Origin of the sequence: Ensifer sp. (assembly GCF_031989085.1) — a bacterium.
In the GTDB taxonomy this organism is placed as follows: Bacteria; Pseudomonadota; Alphaproteobacteria; order Rhizobiales; family Rhizobiaceae; genus Ensifer.
The window spans coordinates 1599651-1621392 of sequence record NZ_DALZXU010000001.1 but is presented as its reverse complement, the minus strand read 5'-3'; the positions used below and the strand labels follow the sequence as shown (position 1 = coordinate 1621392).

16 protein-coding genes are annotated in these 21742 nt (G+C 61.4%); 3 read left to right on the top strand and 13 right to left on the bottom strand.

The annotated features are described in order from the left end of the window. Positions 1-66: 66 nt before the first annotated feature. Positions 67-1083 (bottom strand): beta-N-acetylhexosaminidase, encoded by a 1017-nt coding sequence (gene nagZ / locus RTP54_RS07890; protein WP_312361866.1) that lies wholly within the window; start codon positions 1081-1083, stop codon positions 67-69. 140 nt (positions 1084-1223) lie between these two features. Beyond that, a complete protein-coding gene (locus RTP54_RS07885) occupies positions 1224-3452 on the bottom strand; it encodes an SPOR domain-containing protein (RefSeq protein WP_312361865.1) in 2229 nt (742 codons plus the stop codon). Here RTP54_RS07885 and RTP54_RS07880 point away from each other — a divergent pair. Next, positions 3429-4232, top strand: coding sequence for a hypothetical protein (locus tag RTP54_RS07880; RefSeq protein WP_312361864.1), 804 nt, complete (start codon positions 3429-3431; stop codon positions 4230-4232). The genes RTP54_RS07885 and RTP54_RS07880 overlap by 24 nt on opposite strands. 6 nt (positions 4233-4238) lie before the next feature. Here RTP54_RS07880 and argS read toward each other — a convergent pair whose 3' ends face one another. Both argS and RTP54_RS07870 read right to left on the bottom strand, forming a co-directional pair. Next, a complete protein-coding gene (gene argS, locus RTP54_RS07875) occupies positions 4239-5999 on the bottom strand; it encodes an arginine--tRNA ligase (RefSeq protein ID WP_112816677.1) in 1761 nt (586 codons plus the stop codon). A 95-nt stretch (positions 6000-6094) separates the two neighbouring features. Continuing rightward, positions 6095-7312, bottom strand: coding sequence for a deoxyguanosinetriphosphate triphosphohydrolase (locus RTP54_RS07870; protein ID WP_312361863.1), 1218 nt, complete (start codon positions 7310-7312; stop codon positions 6095-6097). Between the two features lie 213 nt (positions 7313-7525). Between RTP54_RS07870 and erpA the strand changes: the two genes are divergently transcribed. Next, positions 7526-7858, top strand: coding sequence for an iron-sulfur cluster insertion protein ErpA (gene erpA, locus RTP54_RS07865; protein ID WP_312361861.1), 333 nt, complete (start codon positions 7526-7528; stop codon positions 7856-7858). 30 nt (positions 7859-7888) lie between these two features. On the opposite strand, the gene RTP54_RS07860 is transcribed toward erpA, so the two are convergent. Next, positions 7889-9352 carry a phospholipase D-like domain-containing protein gene (locus RTP54_RS07860; protein WP_312361860.1) on the bottom strand — a complete coding sequence of 488 codons (1464 nt, stop codon included), beginning with the start codon at positions 9350-9352 and terminating at the stop codon, positions 7889-7891. A gap of 206 nt (positions 9353-9558) precedes the next feature. Between RTP54_RS07860 and xth the strand changes: the two genes are divergently transcribed. Then, positions 9559-10353, top strand: a complete 795-nt coding sequence (gene xth, locus RTP54_RS07855; RefSeq protein ID WP_112809759.1) for an exodeoxyribonuclease III — start codon at positions 9559-9561, stop codon at positions 10351-10353. 218 nt (positions 10354-10571) lie between these two features. On the opposite strand, the gene exoR is transcribed toward xth, so the two are convergent. The 8 genes from exoR to exbB form a co-directional block, all read right to left on the bottom strand. Further along, the gene (exoR, locus tag RTP54_RS07850; RefSeq protein WP_112809760.1) at positions 10572-11378 is read right to left on the bottom strand and encodes an exopolysaccharide production regulator ExoR; all 807 of its coding nucleotides are present in this window, start codon (positions 11376-11378) and stop codon (positions 10572-10574) included. 453 nt (positions 11379-11831) lie between these two features. After that, positions 11832-13100: an OmpP1/FadL family transporter gene (locus tag RTP54_RS07845; RefSeq protein WP_112809761.1), complete on the bottom strand. Its 1269-nt coding sequence runs from the start codon at positions 13098-13100 to the stop codon at positions 11832-11834. A 453-nt stretch (positions 13101-13553) separates the two neighbouring features. Further along, on the bottom strand, positions 13554-16394 hold the full coding sequence (locus RTP54_RS07840; protein WP_112816680.1) for a valine--tRNA ligase: 2841 nt from the start codon (positions 16392-16394) through the stop codon (positions 13554-13556). Between the two features lie 123 nt (positions 16395-16517). Next, complete coding sequence (locus RTP54_RS07835; protein ID WP_112816681.1) at positions 16518-17342, bottom strand: PopZ family protein; 825 nt, start codon at positions 17340-17342, stop codon at positions 16518-16520. 184 nt (positions 17343-17526) lie between these two features. Further along, entirely contained in the window at positions 17527-18897 is a 1371-nt protein-coding gene (locus tag RTP54_RS07830; protein ID WP_112809764.1) for a TolC family outer membrane protein, read from the bottom strand. 287 nt (positions 18898-19184) lie between these two features. Next, a complete protein-coding gene (locus RTP54_RS07825) occupies positions 19185-19850 on the bottom strand; it encodes a protein-L-isoaspartate O-methyltransferase (protein WP_312363203.1) in 666 nt (221 codons plus the stop codon). A gap of 237 nt (positions 19851-20087) precedes the next feature. After that, the gene (gene exbD, locus RTP54_RS07820; RefSeq protein ID WP_312361856.1) at positions 20088-20513 is read right to left on the bottom strand and encodes a TonB system transport protein ExbD; all 426 of its coding nucleotides are present in this window, start codon (positions 20511-20513) and stop codon (positions 20088-20090) included. Positions 20514-20516: 3 nt separating this feature from the next. Next, positions 20517-21641 (bottom strand): tonB-system energizer ExbB, encoded by a 1125-nt coding sequence (exbB, locus tag RTP54_RS07815; RefSeq protein ID WP_312361855.1) that lies wholly within the window; start codon positions 21639-21641, stop codon positions 20517-20519. Between the last annotated feature and the right edge of the window lie 101 nt (positions 21642-21742).

Here is a 21742-nt window from a genome sequence, read left to right as displayed (position 1 = left end):
CTACCCTGTTTGTCGCTGCCGTTGCTCACGAACGCTCAATTCCCTTGCCGCCGTCGGTACCCGTCTTCAAGCCGTCGCGAACAGCCCGTTGAATTCTGCCCGCAGTTCCTGCTCATTCCCGTCGTCGGGCGCGCGGAACGCCGCCTCGGCCGCCCTTGCCCTGCGCAGTGCCTCGCCGGCCAGAACCGGCACCACATCCGCGACAGCTTTCATCTCGTCCATTATGCCATGACAATGCAAGACGAGATCAAGCCCGGCATCGATGATGTTGCGCGCGCGCGTGGTCATGTCACCGGCCAGCGCATTCATCGACACATCGTCCGACATCAGCAATCCATCGAAGCCGATATGACCGCGGATGATCTCACGGACCACCTTGGCGGACGTCGTTGCCGGATTTTCCGGATCGATCGCGGTGAAAACCATGTGTGCCGACATCGCCATGACTTCATCCTTCATCGCGATGAAGGGAAGGAAGTCGCTCTGGGCAAGCACGTCGAACGTGTCGCTGACCACGGGCAGATTGTGGTGCGAATCAACGAAGGTGCGGCCATGGCCGGGCATATGCTTCATCACCGGCAGCATGCCGCCGCTCTTCAAGCCTTCCGCCATGGCGCGGCCGATCGCCGTCACACTCTGCGGATCGTGCCCATAGGCGCGATTGCCGATGACATCGTGACTGCCGGGAACCGGAACGTCCAGCACCGGCAGGCAATCGACCGTGATGCCGAAGCGCATCAGGTCGAACGCATGCAACCGTCCCATCAGCCAGGCCGCCCGCAGGCCGCCCTCGGCGTCCCGGCGGTAGATTTCGCCGATGGCGGCGCCATTCGGATACTGCTGAACGAGCGGGGGCCGGATACGCTGGACGCGCCCGCCCTCCTGGTCGATCAGCACGGGTGCGGCTGGATTGCCGATACTGTCGCGCAGGGCCGCGACCAGATCGGAAATCTGCTGTTCCTCGCCAATGTTGCGGCCGAAAAGGATGAAACCCCAGGGACGCTCGTCACCAAAGAAGCTGCGCTCTTCGCTCGAAAGAGAAAGACCCTTGCAGCCGGAGATAAATGCTTTTGATTCGCTCATCCCAAAAGCATAGTGCGCCGTCTGCCGACAGCGAAGCGAGAAAAATTCCCGGTGTGCTTCATGCACAGACGACTGGCGCCGAAACGGGAAAGGGCGCGGCATTTCTGCCGCGCCCTTTTTGTATGACTGTCGCCGCCTGACTACTTGGTCACGAGGCAGCTGCCGCCGGCACCCTTGTAGCGCGAGCAAAGGGCATTGGCCTCTTCGCGCGAGCCCGCCGGGATGCGGACGCGATAGTAGGTACCCTTGCCGGCGATCTCCGCCTTGCGGATATCGACGCCGCGACCACCGATGACGCTGCCGAACTTGTTCGACAGGCTGTTGTAGGACTTCTGCGCCTCAGCCTCGGACGGCAACGACGCCACCTGGATGAAGTAGGAACCTGCCGGCACCGAAGCAGTCGAAACCTGCTGAGTGTCCGCAGCGGCGCTCGCGGCAGCTTGCGCTTCCGCCGGACGCGCGGTGGCGGCTGCAGCAACGGTGGTCGGTTGTTCGGCCGCCGGACGGGTCTGCGGCAGCGGCGCTTGCTGGCCAGCCGAGTTGACGGTGGCATTGCTTGCAGCAGCAAGCGCAACCTGGTCTGCGCTCGCCGTCGCCTCGCCTGCGGCGCGCAGGTCGGAGCCGGCGCCGGTGGCCGTTGCCTGTCCCTCGATGCCCGACGAAGCCGCTTGACCAGCTGCCGTTGCCGGAACCGATTGCGCATTGCCGGCAACTTCAGTCGCAGGTGCGGCGACCGGCTCTTCGCGGGCGACAAGCGTGCCGTCCGGCTTGACGATCATCGTGCGAACTTTTCGCGGCGCCACTGCGGGGGCCTTGTCTTCTTCCGCCGGCGCGGTAGCGCCGTCATCCGGTAGAAGGCGAGCGACTTCATCGTCAGCGGCAGGCGACGCTGCACCCAGTTCGACCTCATCGCTGCTATCGTTCGGCAGGTTCTCCGGTGTCAGCGTGCGCTGCACGACGTCCATCGGTTCCTCGGTCGACGAGACCAGTGCCTCCTGACGGGGACCGGTGCCCTGAGCACCCGCGACCCGGTCATAGACCGCCTTGTCCTGGTTCGGCACGGTCTTGCCGCCCTTTTCTTCGGGCACGACCTTCACCGGCGACTTGTCGGCGAGAATGATCTTCGGCCCTTCGGCGGACGATGCGGCATCGCTGCCACCCATCCAGGCATAAACGCCCGCTCCACCGAGAATGATGACGCCGGCAACGCTGGCGGCCAGCAGCATCCCACGCTGCGAGCGACGGCCGGAGCCGTACTCGTTGTAGCCGTTGGCATCGGCCTGGCCCGACATGGGCTGGACGCGCTCAGCTTCCCGCGGCGCATTCTGGCGCTCGACCATCGAACGGCGGAAATCTTCTTCCATCGCCTTTTCGAACTCGTCGAAATCATCCATCGGCGCGGCGCCGTGCGACATGGCAGGCTTCGCGGCCGGCGCCGCAGCGCGTGCCGCTTCGCGGGACTCGCCCGGGCGAGCTTGCGTTTCCCGGGTGATCGGTGCCGGCGTGCCGAAGAGCTGAGCCATTTCCGCGTCGATATCAAGATCATAGTCGGCAGGATAGGCAGCCGGCTTTTCCGTTTCGATAACCGGCAGTTGCGGCACATCCATATCGGCGATCGGTGCTACCCCGGTATCGGCTTCGGCGATCATCGAGGGGTCGAAAGGCAATGCGCTTTCGACAGGCGGCTCATCGAATTCGATGGGCGCCGCTGCGACCTGTGGCGCATGATAGGGTTCTTCCCGCTGCATCGGGACCGGCGCCGGCTCGGCGACGGGCAAGGCCGGCTGCTGCACGGCAGCGGCCATATCTTCAGACGCATCGAAATCCGGAAGCTCCAGCTCCATCGCCACATCGGAGAGCTCCATTTCGAAGTTCTCGATGTCAAAGCTTGGCTCGTTCTCCGGTTCGATCGCTGCGCGAGCAGGCTCGGCTACGGGGACCACTGCCGGCGCTGCAACTGCAACGGCGGGTGCCGCGGCTGCAGGGAGCGACGAAACGATCGGCCCGGCGAAGGCGCGTTGCTGGCCGACGCCCGAGGCTGACGCCACAGGGGTTGCCCGGCTGAACGTCGGCGTGAACGGATAAGGGCTCTTCCTGACCGGAGCGACAGGTGCCGCAACGGGTTCGACCCGCGCATGAACGGCCGGATGGGCATGCACCGCTGCAGCGACCAGCCCGGTCGCAGCAGGCACCGGATACCGCTCGATATCGGCCAGAAGCTGATCGACGCCGTTGTCGGTCGCCGGCTCCATCGCAACAGGTGCGGCCGCTTCGATCACCGCCGGCTCATAGGCATAAGCATCATGCGACGCGTAGGCGTTGCTGGCTTCGGCAACCGGGGCCGCATGGAAAACGGGCTCAACCGGCAATGCTGCCTGTTGCGCGGCGCCTTCGCCTGCAAACTCTGGAACGTCGAACGCAATGTCGGCGACCGGGGCATGCCACTCTTCGTGTGCCACGCTTTGCGGTTCAGCCAGCGAAATCTCGGCGGTTGGCGACAGGTCGACATCACCGAGCGACAGCTCGAGTTCACGCTCGAGGTCGAACGACGGCTCGACCTCGTGAGACGCAAAATCCTGGGCAGCGACATCGGCGGCGGGACCGAAATCGGCTTCAAAAGAAGCGATCTCCGAAACCGCGGCGACTTCGGCGTGGTGGCGATCAACCTCGTCGGCAGCCGCCTCAGGCCATGCCTGCTCGATTGGCTCATATGCCGGTTCGATCGCCGGCAAGTCTTCTACCGGCGCCGATTCGGCTACGGCGAACTCGACCGGCGCAAACTCGGGCACGGGCTCGAGCTGCGTCGCTACTTCTTCTGCCGGCGCAACAGCCTGTTCAGCCGGACGGTTGTCTGGCTGAACATCGACCGCGCGCGGCGCGTCGTAGGTATCGAACTCGCGAAGAAGCTCTTCCTCGAGGTCGAAGGCCGGATCCTGACGGACGGCTTCCTGGTGGCGTTGCAATTCCTGCAACTGCTGGACAGCCGGCCGTGCATCGTAGCCGACGATCCGGGCGAGTTCGGCCAACGGATCATCGTCTGCCAATACATCGAATTCAGCCGGCCCGCTTCGTGCGAATTGTTTGTCTGCCATGCTCTCCACTCACAATTGCCTGCATTCACTTGCCAGTGCATTGTGGGAAAATGGTGACAATACTTATCGCATTTCTTCCGGTGCGGAGGTGCCTGTAATGGACAGGCCCGACTTCAGTACGGAAGCGACAGCATGCACCAGCCCGAGTCTGGCAGTACTTAATTCTCTATTTTTATCGTTAACAAAACGTAATTCCGGATTCTCTTTACCTTTGTTCCAGTGTCCATGGAAGGCAGCAGCCAGATCGTACAGGTAAAACGCGATGCGATGCGGCTCCTGCGCCAGCGCAGCTGCCTCGACGACACGCGGATATTCTGCAAGCTTGGCGACCAGTTGCAGCTCTGCCGGATCAACGATCGCGCCATTGATGGCACCGGCAAGATCGACCGTAGACAGATCAAGATCCGGGAACGCATCGGCAGCCTGGCGGAATACCGAGCTGCAACGCGCATGCGCGTATTGCACGTAGAAGACCGGGTTATCCTTGGACTGTTCTGTCACCTTGGCGAAATCGAAGTCCAACGGCTCCGAGCTCTTCCGATAAATCATCATGAAGCGGACCGAGTCGCTTCCGACTTCGTCGACGACCTCGCGCAGCGTCACGAAATCGCCCGAGCGCTTGGACATCTTCACCGGCTCACCGTCACGGTAGAGCTTGACGAGCTGGCAAAGCAGCACGGTGAGCTTCGATGCGCCTCCGGACACGGCCCGTGCCAGGGCTTCCAGGCGCTTGACGTAACCGCCATGATCGGCGCCGAGCACGTAGATCATCTCATGGAAGCCGCGGTCGAACTTGTCCTTGAAGTAAGCAACGTCGGCGGCAAAGTAGGTATAGCTTCCATCCGACTTGATCAAAGGCCGATCGATATCGTCGCCGACTTCCGTCGAACGGAAAAGCGTCTGCTCGCGATCTTCCCAATCCTCCGGCAACTGTCCCTTCGGCGGCGGCAACGTGCCCTTGTAGACATGCCCCTTGAACGTAAGGTCGTTGATGGCGGTTCGGATCTGGGCGGCGCCATTGGCGTGCAGGGTCCGCTCCGAGAAGAAGACGTCATGGGTAACGTTGAGCGCGGCAAGATCCTCGCGGATCATCACCATCATCGCGTCGATGGTGCGTTCCTTGACGAGCGGCATCCACTTGTCGTCGGGCATCAACCGCAGGCTCGTGCCGAACTCGTCGGCGAGCGCTTCGCCAACGGGTACGAGATAATCACCGGGATATAGGCCCGAAGGGATTTCGCCGATCTCCTCGCCGAGCGCCTGGCGGTAGCGAAGGAAGACCGACCGAGCCAGCACATCGATCTGCGAACCGGCGTCGTTGATGTAGTATTCCTTGGTCACATCGTAGCCGGCGAAGCTCAGCAAGTTCGCGAGCGCGTCACCGACGACGGCGCCGCGGCAATGGCCGACATGCATCGGGCCGGTCGGGTTGGCCGACACGTATTCGACATTGACCTTGCGACCAGCACCGGTCGTGCTGCGGCCGTAGTCCGTGCCGGCGCGAACCATCGCGGTCAGAAGCTTTTGCCAATAGGAAACCGAAAGCCGCACATTGATGAAGCCGGGTCCGGCCACGGAAACATCCGTGACTTCAGGGTCCTGCCTCAGCTTATCGACGATCAGATCGGCGAGCGCGCGCGGGTTCATGCCCAGCGGCTTGGCGAGCACCATCGCGGCATTGGTCGCGACATCGCCGTGGCTGGGATCGCGTGGCGGCTCGACATTGATACGGCTGAAGTCAAGCTCGGATCGCTTTTCTCGAACGCTATCAATCGTTTCGAGAATGTCCTTAATTCTTGCTTCGAAGTCCGTGAAGAGATTCATCTGTTCCGTCCGCTTTTCCCGACAAAATATGGTCGGTGCAAAACTCAAAAGGAGGCTCGGCTCGTTTGAACCAAAAGCCTCCGGGCGCGGCGTCCCTACCGCAAATCGGGCGTATGGTCAAACAAACGCCGGTGAACACTGACGGCAAAGGTATCCGTCATGCCTGCCAGATAATCGCCCACATGGCGCGCCCGGGCCGGCTCTGCCATCCCGGGGATCTGGTCGATCCAGTAGTGCTCGCGCATCAGCAACGGGTCGGCCATGAAGGCCCGGTAGAGATCACAGACGATCGACGCGGCACCTTCGCGCACCCGCATGACTTCCGGATGGCGATAGATCCGCGTCATCAGCAGTCGTTTGATCTGGCGGTCGGTCTCGCTCATCTCGTGCGAAAACGTCGCGATGACCTTGCCGGCGTGCCTGACATCCATCGCGCTTTCCGGCCTGATATCGGCGAGGCGCGCCTGTGCGACCGCGATCACATCCTCGACCATCGCCGTGATCTGGCGTCGCATGATCTCGTGGGTGAAGCGGCTTGCCTCAAGCCCCGGATAACGATCGCTGACCTCGCGCATCAGGCGGGCGAGGAACGGCACATCTTCCAGCATCTCGAAGGTCAGGAATCCCGACCTCAGGCCATCGTCGATATCGTGTGTGTTATAGGCAATGTCGTCGGCAATCGCGGCAACCTGCGCCTCCAGGCTCGCAAAGCTTGCGAGCTCGAGGTCGTGAATGGCGCAATAATCGAGGATGGGTTGCGGCACCGGACCGTGCGTACCCTGCCCGTCGGGCGTCAGAAGCGGTCCGTTGTGCTTGACCAGTCCCTCCAGGCTCTCCCACGTCAGGTTGAGCCCATCGAACTCGGCATAGCGCCGCTCGAGCTTGGTGACGATGCGCAGCGACTGTGCATTGTGGTCGAAGCCGCCATAGGGCTTGAGCATATCGTGCAGCGCGTCCTCGCCCGTATGCCCGAACGGCGTGTGGCCGAAATCGTGCACGAGCGCTACGCCTTCGGCAAGGTCCTCGTCGAGCTTCAGCGCTCTCGCCAGAGCACGGGCAATCTGCGCCACCTCGATCGTATGCGTCAGCCGGGTACGGTAATGATCGCCGTCGGCAGCGATGAAGACCTGGGTCTTGTGTTTCAGCCGGCGAAAAGCCGTCGTGTGCACGATCCGGTCGCGGTCGCGTTGAAAGTCGGATCGCGTCGGGCTTGTCGCTTCCGGGTAGAGCCTGCCGCGCGTCGCCCAGGGGTTCGACGCGAACAGCGCATGTTCACCGTAACCGAAGCCGAGCGCATTTTTGTCCAACGTCATCGCACACCTGCATGGGTCGTCCCATTGACGGGACATTCAAGCCTTCATACCTATAGTGAAAGCTACGGGAAAGCGGTCAGCAAGCATCGACCGATTCCTGAAGTCAAAGCAATGGTTTGGCGCTCATCGTTGAAAGACATGTCACCACCAGGCCGTTGCGGATCCGCAAAGAAGACGAATCTCTCCGGTTCTTGACCCCGGCAGGAGGCAAATATGACACAGGAAACAGTGACCCTTTCCGACGCGGCGGCCAGGCGGATCGCCACGATCCTGCGCTCTGACGGGCACAAGAATGCCATGCGCGTTTCCGTCGAGGGTGGCGGCTGTTCAGGCTTTTCCTATAAATTCGATCTGGTCGACGACGCCAATGACGACGACCTCGTGCTGGAGAAGGACAATGCCAAGGTCCTGATCGACAGCCTCTCGCTCGTCTATATGGGTGGCTCTGAGATCGACTTCATCGACAACCTGCTCGGCCAGTCCTTTCAGATAAAGAATCCGAACGCCGTCGCAAGCTGCGGATGCGGAACGAGTTTTTCGATGTGACCAGACGGCACGCTCGGCCCGCCGGGCGACCTAGAGGTAAGGTGAGCCGAGCCAGAGCAGGCGGTTCATTAGCCTTGCGGCCAGCGGTTGTGCATTCAAATCCTTCAGCGTCACCTCGCGCGCTTCGGCAACGATCGCCGCGATACGGTTGCTGACGCCGCGCGCGAAGACATCGTCAAGCACCTCGAGATCGAACTCGAAGTTGAGACGCAACGATCGCGGGTCGATGTTCGTCGATCCGACATATGCCCAACGTTCGTCGACGGCGAGCAGTTTCGAGTGGTTGAAGGCGCCCTTGGCGCGCCAGACCCGGCAATGCCCCTTCAGCACCTGATCGAACTGCGCCGTCATCGCACGATCGACCAGCAGCAGATTGTTGACCGCGGGCACGACGATATCAACCTCGACGCCTCGGCGCGCGGCCGTGACAAGCGCGCTGATCAACTCACGGTCCGGCAGAAAATACGGCGACATCAGCCGGATGTTCTTGCGCGCGACCGAGAATGCACCCATCAGCATCTTGTGGTTGGTTTCGTTGGTCTTGTCCGGACCCGAGGGCACCGCGCGGATCAGCATACCCGCAGCTTTGGATGGCCGTGCAATCGGCTCGATCGCCCACGTCTTATCCGACAGGCGTTCACCCGTCGAAAACTGCCAGTCTTCGGCCGAAACCTGGAACACATCGGCAACGACCGGGCCGACAATACGGAAATGCGTGTCGGAGGACGCCTCGGCGCCGGCGATTTCGGTGGTGAACCCGGCGCGGATGTTCATGCCGCCGGCAAAGGCGACGCTGCCGTCGACCACCAGGATCTTGCGGTGCGTGCGCAGGTTGGCGTAGGGCAATCTGAGCCCCATGATGATGTTGCCGTTGAAGACGGCCGTCGGCACACCTGCAGCCTTCAGGTGGCCGACGATGCTCGGCACCGAGTAGCGTGCCCCGACCGCATCGATCAGCACCCGCACCTCGACCCCTCGCCCGCGCGCCGCGATCAGCGCGTCGGCGAAGCGCAGGCCGAGCGCATCCCGATCAAAAATGTAGCTCTCGAGCAGGATACTGCGGCGGGCATTGGCGATCTCATGCAGCATTGCGGCATAGGCGGCATCTCCGCCCTCCAGCATCGTTATGCCGTTGCCTGTGGACATCGCGTGCCGCGAAACACGATCACCGAGGATCTTCATCGACGCGAATCGCTGACCAAAGCGGGTGCCGATCTCCCCATCGGACACATCGAAGCGTCCGAACTGATCGGGACCGCGGCCAGGCAGCAGCGAACGTTGCATGCCGATGGAGGAACGTCGGATGCGGTTGATGCCGGCAATGGCGTAGACGAGCGCTCCAACGATGGGCGACAGAAGCACGACGCCCACCCAGCCCGCAGCGGCACGAACATCGTCCTTGGTCATGGCAGCATGGATCGCCGCCGGCACGCCGAGGACAAAAGACAGGAAGACGAGAAAATGCGGCCAGTAGTTCTGGATGAGGTCGATCATGTGCCGGACTATAGCCTGCACCGGGGTGGAATCAATTCGCAACCAGCGCGCGCACGCAGCCGCCACGGTAAAAGAACCGCCCGTCATGGCTGTGCCGGCCACGTCTCGATCAAATCTCCGCAGGTCGCGGATTTGTCAAAAGAATCCGAAGCCGGTAGAAGAAATGGTCCGAGCGGATTCACTGAGATGGAAGGGCTTTTCGAGCCATGAAGATTGCCACCTGGAACATCAATGGCGTCAAGGCGCGCATCGACAGCCTGCTGTCGTGGTTGCAGGAATCGAACCCGGACATCGCCTGCCTGCAGGAGATCAAATCCGTCGACGAAAACTTTCCGCGCCTGGAAATCGAGGCCCTCGGCTATCACGTCGAAACGCACGGCCAGAAAGGCTTCAACGGCGTTGCACTGCTGTCGAAGCTTAAACCGGATGAAGTCAATCGCGGCTTGCCCGGCGACGACGCGGACGAACAGGCACGCTTCATAGAGGGCGTGTTCTCCGTTTCCGGTGGCGTCATCCGAGTCTGCTCGCTTTATCTGCCCAACGGCAATCCGGTCGACAGCGAGAAGTATCCCTACAAGCTGCGCTGGATGGAACGCCTCTCAGCCTACGCAAAACGGCGGCTGGACCTTGAGGAGCCGTTGATCCTTGCCGGCGACTACAATGTCATCCCCGAGGCGCACGATTGCTGGGACGTCAAGGTGTGGCAGAACGATGCGCTGTTTCTTCCCGAGACCCGTCGCGCCTTCCGCCAGTTGCGCAATCTCGGTCTGACCGACGCAGTCCGCTCGACGACGGACGAGGTCCCGCTCTATTCATTCTGGGATTATCAGGCCGGATGCTGGCCGAAGAATTTCGGCATACGCATCGATCACCTGATGCTTTCGCCAGAAGCCGCGGACCGGCTGGTTTCGACCTCGATTGAAAAACATGTGCGCGCCTGGGAAAAACCGTCCGACCACGTACCGGTCGCTGGCTATTTCAACTTCGAACGTCCGCTTTGAAGCGGACCCAGCGCCCGGGCAGCGGTCAGAGCGCAGTCCGGAAACGCACGTGGTTATTTTCCGCAAAGACGGTGTGACGGATAGCGAGAGACGAATTGTTTGCGCGACCACAGCAGGGCGTCGGCATTTTGGGATTCAAAGGAACGACAGGGACACGCAATCGCGTTCGTTCCACGCAAGCCTGGGAGGAACCGCTTTGCGCCGTTCCCGCATGTGCGTTAGTCGTCGTCGCCCTGCGCGTGCATGTTCTGCGACAGGGTGATGGCCTTGCGGCGATCGTCTTCCGTGGCAAGCGAGAATGCCTGTTCCTGCATCGACTGCAGCCACGGACGATCCTTGGGCAAACACTGGTCGAGGGCCGCCGTCATATAGGCGAGGCCGCGGATGGTCTGGCCTTCCTGGAAAATGACGTTGCCGAAAACGCCCATGGCGCCGGCATGACCATTCTTGCGGGCGCGGTTCAACCACTTCTTCGCCTGCTGAACGTTGACGTTGCCGCCCTCACCCGAAAGCAGCATGCGCGCCAACTGAAACTGTGCCTCGGATACGCCAAAGGTCGAGGCCGCTTGGAAATAGAGCTGGCGTGCCTGCGACATGTCCGATTTGACCGGGCTGTCGGGAATACCGCGGCGATAGTAGCCGGCAAGCGAGATGAGCGCGTTGACGAAGTAGCCCGTGTCTTCCGAGCCGGGCTCGACACCCTGCTGGGCGATCTCGCTGTAAATCTTGAAGGCTTCGAGGTCGTTCTCGGCGACGCCATCGCCATAGGCATACATGTTGGCCAGGGCCCAGCGGGAGCCGGTATGTCCCTTTTCGGCGGCGTAGCGATAGGCTTCGACCGCCTCGTCCTTGCGGCCGCTCTTGTAGGCGGAGAAGCCGAATTTGAACAGGGCGAACGGACCGGATTCCTTGCTGACGCCGGTGCCCGGATCAAAGGCACGCGCCGGATCGGCCGTCGCACCGCCGAACACCAGCGACACGCCGAGCATCGCAACCTTCAGAGACTTCAGTTCACCCGCAAGCATCACAGTCTAATTCTTCCGTTCCAGCCGGCCACGCCGAACTCATCACCGCTGCAAACACAAACGCCTGAACAGCCCTTCGCCATTCAATTGTCCACCGAAACCGCCGAGAAAATCGGCTCACCAAGTCCAGGATGAAACTCCATTCCGTGTAGCCATACAGACCTATTTTCGCAGAAGTGCGGCAATACGCTGTCGGCGACACATGACTTCGTTTCGAAACGAACATTGCAGGCTCGATCATCAAGTTGCATGTTCGTCCCCAACATCGCTGCTCCCTGTTTGTGGCGGGAAATGGACATACTCGCCTCGAGTCCAACCCTAGCAAACTCTAGCATGAAATGTGTTGCTGAATCGTCACATTGGCGCGCATCGAAACAACCACCAACAGATGTCGACAGGACAAAAGAAAGGCCCGGGTTGAACCGGGCCTTCAGCTTCCTGATCGATGAAAGATCAGAACTTTATCTTGACTGCAGTCGAGATGGCACCGAAGAAATCATTGCCATAATCGTAAGAAACATCGCCGCCGATAACCTGGCCACCGAAGTTGACCGGACCGGAGCTACCGCTCGTCAGGATGCCGACGGCGCCCGCCAGACGGAACTCGACGTTCTTGGTCGGGGCATAGGCAACGCCAGTTCCCAGCGACCAGGTATCGGACTGCGTGCCATAGCCATGGCTCGTTCCGCGATCCCAGGTAAGGCTGACGGCGCCGCTCCACTGGTCGTTGAACTTGTGGCCGACGCCACCCGAGATCGTCCAGCCATCGCGATAGAGCAGGTCAAGCGACGTGCAAGGCTGCGCAACCGTACCGCCGGATGACGGGCAGAACTTGAGAACCTGCAACTGGCTCCAATCGGTCCACTTCACCGAACCGAATGCCACCCAGCCGGGCGCGATACCGGATTGAACCTTGAGCTCCAGCGAATCGGGCATCGAAGCGAAACCGGTCACGCCGTAGAAATTCACTGGTGCCGGACCACGCGCATTGCGCAGGTCGATCGTACCGGCAAGATTGTCGAGATCCACGGCGCTGTTGTAGACGAGGCTCGCGCGCACGGCATATTCGGGAATTTCGTAGCCGACGCCAGCGCGCCATCCCCAACCGTCGCCCTGAAGGTCCAGTCGGCCGATACCGCTGAACGGTACGCCAGAGCCGGTAAAGTCCTGAACGAGCCGTTCCTTGAAGCCACCCACTTCCTGGTAGAACACGCCGCCAATCAGACGAAACTGACCCTGGCCCATGTCGAATTTGTAGGAGCAGGTCGCCGCGTAATTGTCGCTCTTGACCTTCGTCTCGATGTTGCTGTTTGCGCCGGCCCAGTTGAGGCCCGGCTTCGTGTGCGCGCCCCAGGGCTGCGAGTAATCAGCCATACAGTCGATGTCATCGCCGAAGCGTGCCTTGATGCCGACGCGCGGCACCCAATAGCTCTCGGTTTCACCGACAGAGTTCGGCCTGGAATTGAGATTGCCGCCGCCCGTTAGGCCGGGGGTCGTTCCGGGCAACGGAACAGCCGATGTGGTATCCGTATCTCTGACGTTCTTCAATTCGCGCTGCGGATTGACATAGGTCGTCGTCGCCTCGACAGCGTAGTCGGACGGATCGAACAGCAGGTCGATATTGTAACCGCCGCGTTCGAGACCGCCAGCGTGCGCCGCCGATGCAACCAGAATTCCGGCCGCCAATGTCAGGACGCCCCGCTTCAAATTCTCATGAGCCATCAAGCTCCTCCCCCTGCATTTCAATCTGCGACAATCCACCTCACGTCGCCCGTGGCCAAAGTATTCTCACGATCGTGTGAAATCTCAAATGGCGCATTCTGGGGAGGCCGCGCACACCGGCGCCGCAAAATTTACGTAAGTTTCTCATCATTTGGACACAATGCGGATAATCTGGAACGATTTTGCGCCAATCATAGATTTTTCCGCTAATGTTAGGATGAGATCCCAACCTAATCCGAAAGTGTTACCCAACGACAACAACATTCCTTTTTGCACCAAAAACCGCATTTGGGGGTTTGAAAGCACAACGGCGCGAGCCTAGCAGGCGCGACAGAAAGCCGCCGACGGCAAGGCGCGAATCGGCTTCGCGGCAAGGCAAAGCGCATTCCCAAAAAGGAAAAATCCGCGGCGTTTCCGCCGCGGACGATAGGTAAACAAGCGCGTTGCGCGGGCTCAGCCGGCTTCTGCGACACGCGCCAGGGCGACACCGAGCGAGCCCTTTTGCACATCCAACTCGGCCAGGCGCTCGCGCTCGGCCTCGACCAGTTCGGGCTTTGCGTTTGCGATGAACTTCTCGTTGGCGAGCTTGCCGAGAATACGCTCCCGCTCGACATCGACCTTCGAGATCGCCTTTTCCAGACGCGCCTTCTCGGCCGTAAGGTCGATCAGGTTGCCGAGCGGCAAGCAGAATGTGGCTTCAGCAACGACGAGCTGGGCGCTACCGCGCGGCGCCACCGCCGCATGATCGATATGCTCGACGCGCGCCAGGCGACCGATTGCCGAGGCGTGGCGCTCAAGCCGCTCGCGCGTCAGCGCGTTCGCTGCAACGACGATGAGCGGCGCGGTCGCTGCCGGCGGGACGTTCATTTCGGAGCGGACGGAACGGATGCCCGAGACCAGATCGATCAACCAGTTGATCTCGTCGGCCGCGCCATCGTCCGCATAGGAAGCAGACGGCCATTCCGCGTGGCAGAGAAGGCCAGCGCGCTCGCGTCCCTCGCCTGCCGTCTGATCCCAGAGCTCCTCGGTCATGAACGGCATGAACGGATGCAGCAGCTTGTAGATCTCGTCCAGGACATAGGCCACGCAGGCCTGGGATTCGCGTTTCGCCGCCTCGTCCTCACCGCCGAAGACAGGCTTCAGCAGCTCGAGATACCAGTCGCAGAACTGGTTCCAGACGAAGCGATAAAGACTGCCGGCAGCCTCGTTGAAGCGGAAGCCTTCCAGTGCCTCGGTCACGTCGCGGATCGTGCGCGACAGCTCGGTCAGGATCCAGCGATTGATCGTCAGCGACGACGCCTCGGGAATGAAGCCATCGCTATTGGTGACGCCATTCATCTGGGCGAAGCGCGTTGCGTTCCAGAGCTTGGTGCCGAAATTGCGGTAACCGGCAATGCGGGCCGTGTCGAGCTTCACGTCGCGCCCCTGGGCAGCCATGATCGCCAGCGTGAAGCGCAGGGCGTCAGCGCCGTATTCGTCCATCAGCTCCAGCGGGTCGATGACGTTGCCCTTCGACTTCGACATCTTCTGGCCGTTCTTGTCGCGAACGAGCGCATGGACGTAAACGGTATGGAACGGCTCGACCGGCGTGCCGTCGGCATCCTTCATGAAGTGCAAGCCCATCATCATCATCCGGGCGACCCAGAAGAAGATGATATCGAAGCCGGTCACCAGGACATCGGTCTGGTAGTATTTTTCGAGTTCCGGGGTCTCGTTCGGCCAGCCGAGCGTCGAGAACGGCCAGAGGGCCGAGGAGAACCAGGTGTCGAGCACGTCCTCGTCGCGGGTCAGGATCTCGCCCGGCTTGAAGTTTTCAAGCAGGTCCTCGACATAGGCCTTCATCGGGCCTTCGTGCGCGAGATAATGCTGGATCGCGGCGTGCAACGCCTCTTCCTCGGTCTTCTCTACGAAGACCTGGCCATCGGGACCATACCAGGCCGGGATCTGATGCCCCCACCACAGCTGGCGCGAGACGCACCACGGCTGGATGTTCTCCATCCACTCGTAATAGGTCTTTTCCCAGTTCTTCGGAACGAAGTTGGTGCGGCCTTCCTTGACCGACGCGATCGCGGGCTTGGCCAGCGTCTTCGCATCGACGTACCATTGCTCCGTCAGGCGCGGTTCAATCGGCACGCCGCCACGATCGCCATGCGGGACCATGTGCTTGTGCGGCTCGATCTTGTCGAGCAGGCCGGCTTCCTCGAAGATCCTCACGATGATCTTGCGCGCCTCGAAGCGATCCTTGCCCTCAAGCTCGTCCCAGGCGCCATGAAGGGCGGCAGGATCGCTGAGGCCCTCGAGGAACTCCTCGTTGTCCTTGATGGTAATGCGGCCTTCGATCGTCAGGATGTTGATGGCGGCAAGGCCCGCGCGCTTGCCGACGTCGAAGTCGTTGAAGTCGTGGGCCGGCGTAATCTTGACGGCGCCCGTTCCGGCGGTCGGATCGGCATAGTCGTCGCCGACGACCGGGATGCGGCGACCGACGATCGGCAGAATGACGTGCTTGCCGATCAGCGGCTTGTAGCGCTCGTCTTCCGGGTTGACCGCGATGCCGCTGTCACCAAGCATCGTCTCCGGGCGCGTGGTGGCAACGACCAGATAGTTGCGCGTTTCCCACTCCGTCGCCTTACCGTCCTCGTCGAAGGCGACAGGATGCTGATAGGTGACGCCCGGTTCCAGCGGATAGCGCAGGTACCACAGGTTTCCGTTGATCTCGTGCTGCTCGACCTCGAGATCGGAAATCGCTGTCAGCAGCTTCGGATCCCAATTGACCAGACGCTTGTCCTTGTAGATCAGGCCCTCCTTGTAGAGGGAAACAAACACTTCAAGGACAGCCTCCGACAGGCCATCGTCCATGGTGAAGCGCTCGCGCGACCAGTCACAGGAGGCGCCGAGCCGCTTCAGCTGGTTGAAGATCAACCCGCCGGATTCGGCCTTCCACTCCCAGACCTTTTCGATGAAGGCTTCACGGCCCATCTGGCGGCGGTGCTGCTGCTGCTCCATCAGCTTGCGCTCGACCACCATCTGCGTGGCGATGCCGGCATGATCCATGCCGGGCTGCCACAGCACGTCCTTGCCGCGCATGCGCTCGAACCGCACCAGCACGTCCTGCAGCGTGTTGTTCAGCGCATGGCCCATGTGCAGCGAGCCCGTCACGTTCGGCGGCGGGATCACGATACAGAAGCTGTCGGCACCGGGCTTTGCTCCCGCACCTGCACGAAACGCGTTTTCTTCGTCCCACTTCTTGGCGATACGCGGGTCGACGGTTGCAGAATCGTAGGTCTTATCAAGCATTTTGAAGCCAATTTTGGAGATTGATGTCTGTGTCTTGTAAACCGGAAGGACCGGTGCAAGTCAACACGAACGCAAAAAGGCCGCGACGGTTCCGCGGCCTCCCGTATCGAAACGGTTCAGATCCTAGCGTCGGGGGCCGCGCGCGACGCGTTCGATTTCCTCGCGCACGAGCCGCTCGACCAAGGTCGGCAGGTTGTCGTCCAACCACTCTTGCAGCATCGGGCGCAGCATCTCCTCAGCAATTTCGTCGAACGACCGCCGCGTGCTGAGATCGACCGCCTGGGCAAGACTGTCGAAGGACTGCGCGACCTGGCGACCAACTTCGGGCGAGACGATGGCGGGCGCAGCCTTCTCGGCAACCGGTTCTTCGGCAATCACAGCCACCGCCCCGACGGAGACGGCGACGCTTACGGGCTCGCTTGCGTTTACCCGCTCGACTTCGGTTGCCACACCGTGATTGACCGGCGCCTGGACGAGGCCGACTGCGAGGCGATCGGCCGGCGCCGGCGGTGCGGAGACGGCCGCCATGCGCGAGGTGATCACCGGGCTGTCCTGCACGCTGCGCACCGGCGCATCGCTGACCACGTCCTTGGCCGAATAGGTCATCGTGTGGCGCTCGGAAGCGGCCCTGACACGGGCGGCAACATCGGCGAGCGACAGCGGCGGCTGCGCCATATTTGCCGGCGGCTCGGACGGGATGACGGCCACTTCGATCTCCGGCGATGGCGTCGCGGGCTTCGGCGCCTCGACTGCCTCATCCCGCCGGCCGAACGCGGCAGCCTCGATTTCGCTGTCGATCGTCAGTTCGATCTCATCGGAACTGTCGTTATCGTAGTGGTCGTGCGCCGAGAAATCGACCTGCCCCGGCTCGTTGCTCTCGATGATCTTGCGAATGGATGCGAGAATCTCATCCATCGAAGGTTCGCGCGCGACATTGAGCTGTGCCATTTCTATCCCCGTTTGACGCGGCCGAGCATGTGTCCCGAAACGACGCATGTGCCGATTGCAGACAAACCTTAAGTGAGTTCGCGCACGAAACATACGCCGCGAATCAGACACTTGGATTGTTGCACAGATTTGTTTTGGCCGGCAGAAGCAGAAACGCCCCGGTTTCCCGAGGCGTTTTCTTTGATCAGCGTCCGTCGACGGTTCGAAGTCCGAACCACTTGTCCTTGACGGCTTCATAGTGCTCTTCGGCACGGTACTCGGCAACCTGCAAGCCCTGGCTTTTGACGCCGAGAACAGCGGTTGTGGCGAGCAAGCCGTAACTTGCGACGACCGCGTCACGCTGGGCGATGGCAAGCTGCTCCTGCGCATTCAGCACGGTCTGCTGCGAATCGAGAACGTCGAGGGTGGTGCGCTGGCCGACCTTGCGCTCTTCGATGACGCCAGCGAGCGCCATGTTGGCAGCCGAGATCTGCGTCTTGTTCGCGCCGATACGTGCGATTGCCGCTTCCATCTGGGCGTAGGCGGTCACGACGTTCTGCTGGACCGCGGCGCGCTGCGAATCGACGAGGATGCGCTGCTGGCCCAGGGTTTCCTTGGCGCGACGGATCTGGCCGTATTCTGCGCCGCCCTGATAGATCGGAACGGTCAAGCGCGCGGTGATGCTGGCCGCATCGCTGTCGATGCCGTCGCCCGCGTTACCGGTTGTGCGTCCGACCTGACCCTGAAGCGAAACGCCCGGCAACATCGTGCCTTCAGCCGACTTCACCTGGTAGCCGGCCGTGTCGACGTTATACTGCGCGGCAAGAATGGTCGGGTGCTGACGCAAACCTAGGGCAACCGCCTGATCGAGCGAGCGCGGAAGCCCCTTGGATGCCGGAGCCGGCTGCTTGATCCCCTTCGGCGCAACGCCGACGATCTGGACGTAAACTGCCTCGCTCTGCTTCAGCTGGGCGATGGCGCTGATCAGCAACGACTGGGCGTTGGCAAGCGATGCCTCGGCAAGGCTGACGTCGGTACGTGTGCCTTCACCCACGTCAAGACGGGCCTGGGACGCGTTCAGCTGTTCCTTGAGGAAGGCGATGTTCTGCCGGCGGATCGTAACGATCTGCTGGTCGCGCGCGATATTGGCGTAGGACGTGGCCGCGGCCAGCAGAATCTGGATCTCGTTTGCCCGCAGCGATTCGCGGTTGGCAAACACATTCGATTCGGCAGCGCGAACATTGTTCAGCGTCTGGAAGCCGTCGAACACCATCTGGGTTATGGAGACCCCGATCTGTCCCTGGTGAAAGTCACGGGTTCCGACGACCGCGTTGTCCGTGTTTGTAAGCGTTCCGTTTGCAAATGCTGAAACCTGCGGGCGAAATCCGGACTTTGCAATCGGAACACCTTCGTCGGTCGCCCGAAGGCCAGCGCGCGCAGCGTTCAAATCCGGATTATTTGCATAGGCATTGGCCATTGCGCCGAAGATCGTCTCCGCCAGCACGGCCTGCGGTGCAAGCAGTACACTCGTCGAGATCGCAGCCCAAAAGGCTGCTTTGCGGACAATCGACACCATACTTCCCTCTCCGATCGGGGCGGCAAAGCCAGCCCACCATTTCCTGCGGCACCATTCCGGGATCGAAATCGAGCCGCCCTAAATTCGGCGATGAAGCGCCCACACCGCCCACCGGTGAGCAAATCACTACCTCAGCACTCTTTGAAACCCGGAATCGGCCCGATCACAACTGTACACCGATACTGCGCACGATCATTTCAAAAAGAAACAGGTGGTTCGTTGCCAATTGGCAACATTGCTATTTTAGCAGCACAATTAAATGTTGAGATACCTCAATAAGTGGCACCTCAAAAAACAAAAGTCGCCTCGCGGCGGAAGCCGGGCAGCGGCTTGACCGCAGTGTTGAAATCAGCCCTTTCGGACGTCTTCCCATTCTCATGCACGTACAGCTTAGCACGCGAAGCATTACCGAAGCCTTCGACGGCAATCAGACGGCCGCCGTCGCGCAGCTGCTCAAACAGGGCCGAAGGAAGAACCTCGACCGAACCGGAAATGAAGATGACGTCGTAAGGCGCCTCGGCAGCGTAGCCCTTGCCAAGATCGCCGGTGACGACCGCAACATTGTCATATCCCAGACGCGCCAGAGTTTCGGTGGCCGTTGCAGCAAGCGCTTCATCGCTCTCGAGTGCCACGACAGAGCCGGCAATCAGCGAAAGCAGTGCGGAGGCATAGCCGGCACCACAACCGATCTCCAGCACGACGTCCGATTTCGAGATTTCGGCGAGTTGCAGCAGCTTGGCGAGCGGCGACGGTTCCATCAGGTAGCGCGGACCGGCGCCCTTCGTACCGTCAAGCTCGATGTCGGCATCGATATAGGCAAGCTCCCGCATCCGGGCAGGCACGAACTCTTCGCGCGGCACGGAAAGGAAAGCGGACAGGACGGCGTGGGACGTGACATCCGTGGTCCGGATCTGGTTGTCCACCATCTTGGTGCGCGCCGCTTCGAAATTCATCATACTGCCCTCGTATCCGGATGAGCGCGGCCGGTATCTCCGAAAACCACGCAATCGCCTTTTGGCTGCCAGTGCGCAACCTTTGCATAAGCTCATAAATCGCCGCCCCGCCGGTTTCAAGCGACAGCGACATCTTGCAGCGGAAAAAGGGGGGAGGAAAAGGCGGAACCGGCGATTGCGTCGCCGGTTCGGCGCAGCAGGCATGCTCGCCTGCCGGCAGGCGAGCAAACGCCCGGCTCAGCGGCCAGGCGCGCCCTCCAGCCCGACGAGGGCGATCTTGGTATAGCCGGCGTTCTGGATGAGGTTCATCACTGTCATCAGTTCACCGTAGTCGACCGCCTTGTCGGCGCGCAGCAAGACGCGGGTCTCGGTGTTGCCATCCGTCAGGCGTTGCAGCTCGGCTGCGAATTCTTCGCGGGCCGTTTCCTCGTTGCCGATCGCCAGACCGAGGTCGGCATTCAGCGTCACGAAGACAGGCTTGTCGTCACGCGGCGTCGGCTTCGAGACCGATTGCGGCAGGTCGACCTTCATGTCCACCGTCGCCAGCGGCGCGGCGACCATGAAGATGATCAGCAAGACAAGCATGACATCGATGAAAGGGGTTACGTTGATCTCGCTGTTTTCGTCGAGATCGCCGCCGCTGTCGCTAACTTTACCGGCCATGCCTCACCCGATCCTTGCGATGGACGCTTCAGCAGGATGGGCAAAGCCTTCCTGACGGCGCGGCTGCGCCTTGCGCACGAGACGATGATCGAGATCACGGCTGACAAGACGCTCCACCGCCGCGGCAGCATCGGCAAGAACCACCTTGTAGCCACCGACCGAGCGGGCAAAATAGTTGTAGATGATGACAGCCGGAATGGCGGCGACGAGACCGATCGCGGTGGCGAGCAGCGCTTCGGCGATACCCGGCGCAACGATGGCGAGGTTGGTCGTCTGCGCCTTGCTGATGCCGATAAACGAATTCATGATGCCCCAGACAGTCCCGAACAGGCCGACAAACGGGCCGACAGAGCCGATCGAAGCGAGGATGCCCGTGCCGCTGGTCATGCGCTTGCCGGCGCGAACCTCGATGCGCGTCAGCAGCGATGCGACACGCTCCTTGAGACCCGCGGCCGGGGCGTGATCGAGCACGGCCTCCGAGCGCACCATTTCATCGATGGCCGCCGCAACCATTTCGGCCGCGGGCCCCGACTTGCCGTCGAAAGTGGACTTGAGTTCGCTCAGCCCGTTTGCAGCCGAAAGCTGGCGCACGGCGCGCCCAAGGCGGGCTTTTGCCGCAAAGAGCTCCAATGTCTTGACCACGAAGATCGCCCAGGTGATGACCGACGCAAGCGCCAGTCCGATCATCACCGCCTTGACCACCATGTCTGCGGCCAGGAACATGCCCATCGGCGAGAGATCGTGTGGCAGGACCGGGTTGGCCGACAGTTCCAGCGGCGCTTCGACGGCTTCGGCTGCAGGCGTCTCGACAGCAGCAGGTGTCTCGGTGGATGCGGACGGCGTCTGTGCACCAGGCTCTGCACCGGGAACCGTAACTCCACTCGCCACTGGCTGCGCTTGAACAAGCGGCTGAGCGACCGAAGGCTGCGACGTGGCGGGCTGCTCACCTTCAACAGCGCTCGCCGGTGGTGTTGCTGCGGGTGCGGCGTTCTGGGGCTGGTCGATAACGGGTGTCGCCGTCTCGGTCGAGGTGGCCTGGCCGAAAGCAGACGTCGAGGAAACACCACATGCCAGCACCAAAGTCGCTGCCGCCAATAAATTCAGCTTCGATCGGGTTCGGTTAGGCATCTTGTCCTCGCGTCCGGGTGCGTTTCGTCGTCACAAAAATCACAGGCAGCTGAAATCCGAGCCACCTCAACGTGTATCGGCCGCTCTTTACGACAAACTAT

Bases quoted from the DNA above. Each gene is read 5' to 3' on its own strand.
- exbD (WP_312361856.1), bottom strand. From the start codon at position 20,513: ATGGCCGGTAAAGTTAGCGACAGCGGCGGCGATCTCGACGAAAACAGC.
- RTP54_RS07835 (WP_112816681.1), bottom strand. From the start codon at position 17,342: ATGGCACAGCTCAATGTCGCGCGCGAACCTTCGATGGATGAGATTCTC.
- RTP54_RS07870 (WP_312361863.1), bottom strand. From the start codon at position 7,312: ATGACGTTGGACAAAAATGCGCTCGGCTTCGGTTACGGTGAACATGCG.
- xth (WP_112809759.1), top strand. From the start codon at position 9,559: ATGAAGATTGCCACCTGGAACATCAATGGCGTCAAGGCGCGCATCGAC.
- RTP54_RS07880 (WP_312361864.1), top strand. From the start codon at position 3,429: ATGGAAAACGGGCTCAACCGGCAATGCTGCCTGTTGCGCGGCGCCTTC.
- RTP54_RS07845 (WP_112809761.1), bottom strand. From the start codon at position 13,100: ATGGCTCATGAGAATTTGAAGCGGGGCGTCCTGACATTGGCGGCCGGA.
- RTP54_RS07840 (WP_112816680.1), bottom strand. From the start codon at position 16,394: ATGCTTGATAAGACCTACGATTCTGCAACCGTCGACCCGCGTATCGCC.
- erpA (WP_312361861.1), top strand. From the start codon at position 7,526: ATGACACAGGAAACAGTGACCCTTTCCGACGCGGCGGCCAGGCGGATC.
- nagZ (WP_312361866.1), bottom strand. From the start codon at position 1,083: ATGAGCGAATCAAAAGCATTTATCTCCGGCTGCAAGGGTCTTTCTCTT.
- exoR (WP_112809760.1), bottom strand. From the start codon at position 11,378: ATGCTTGCGGGTGAACTGAAGTCTCTGAAGGTTGCGATGCTCGGCGTG.
- argS (WP_112816677.1), bottom strand. From the start codon at position 5,999: ATGAATCTCTTCACGGACTTCGAAGCAAGAATTAAGGACATTCTCGAA.
- RTP54_RS07860 (WP_312361860.1), bottom strand. From the start codon at position 9,352: ATGATCGACCTCATCCAGAACTACTGGCCGCATTTTCTCGTCTTCCTG.
- RTP54_RS07830 (WP_112809764.1), bottom strand. From the start codon at position 18,897: ATGGTGTCGATTGTCCGCAAAGCAGCCTTTTGGGCTGCGATCTCGACG.
- exbB (WP_312361855.1), bottom strand. From the start codon at position 21,641: ATGCCTAACCGAACCCGATCGAAGCTGAATTTATTGGCGGCAGCGACT.
- RTP54_RS07825 (WP_312363203.1), bottom strand. From the start codon at position 19,850: ATGAATTTCGAAGCGGCGCGCACCAAGATGGTGGACAACCAGATCCGG.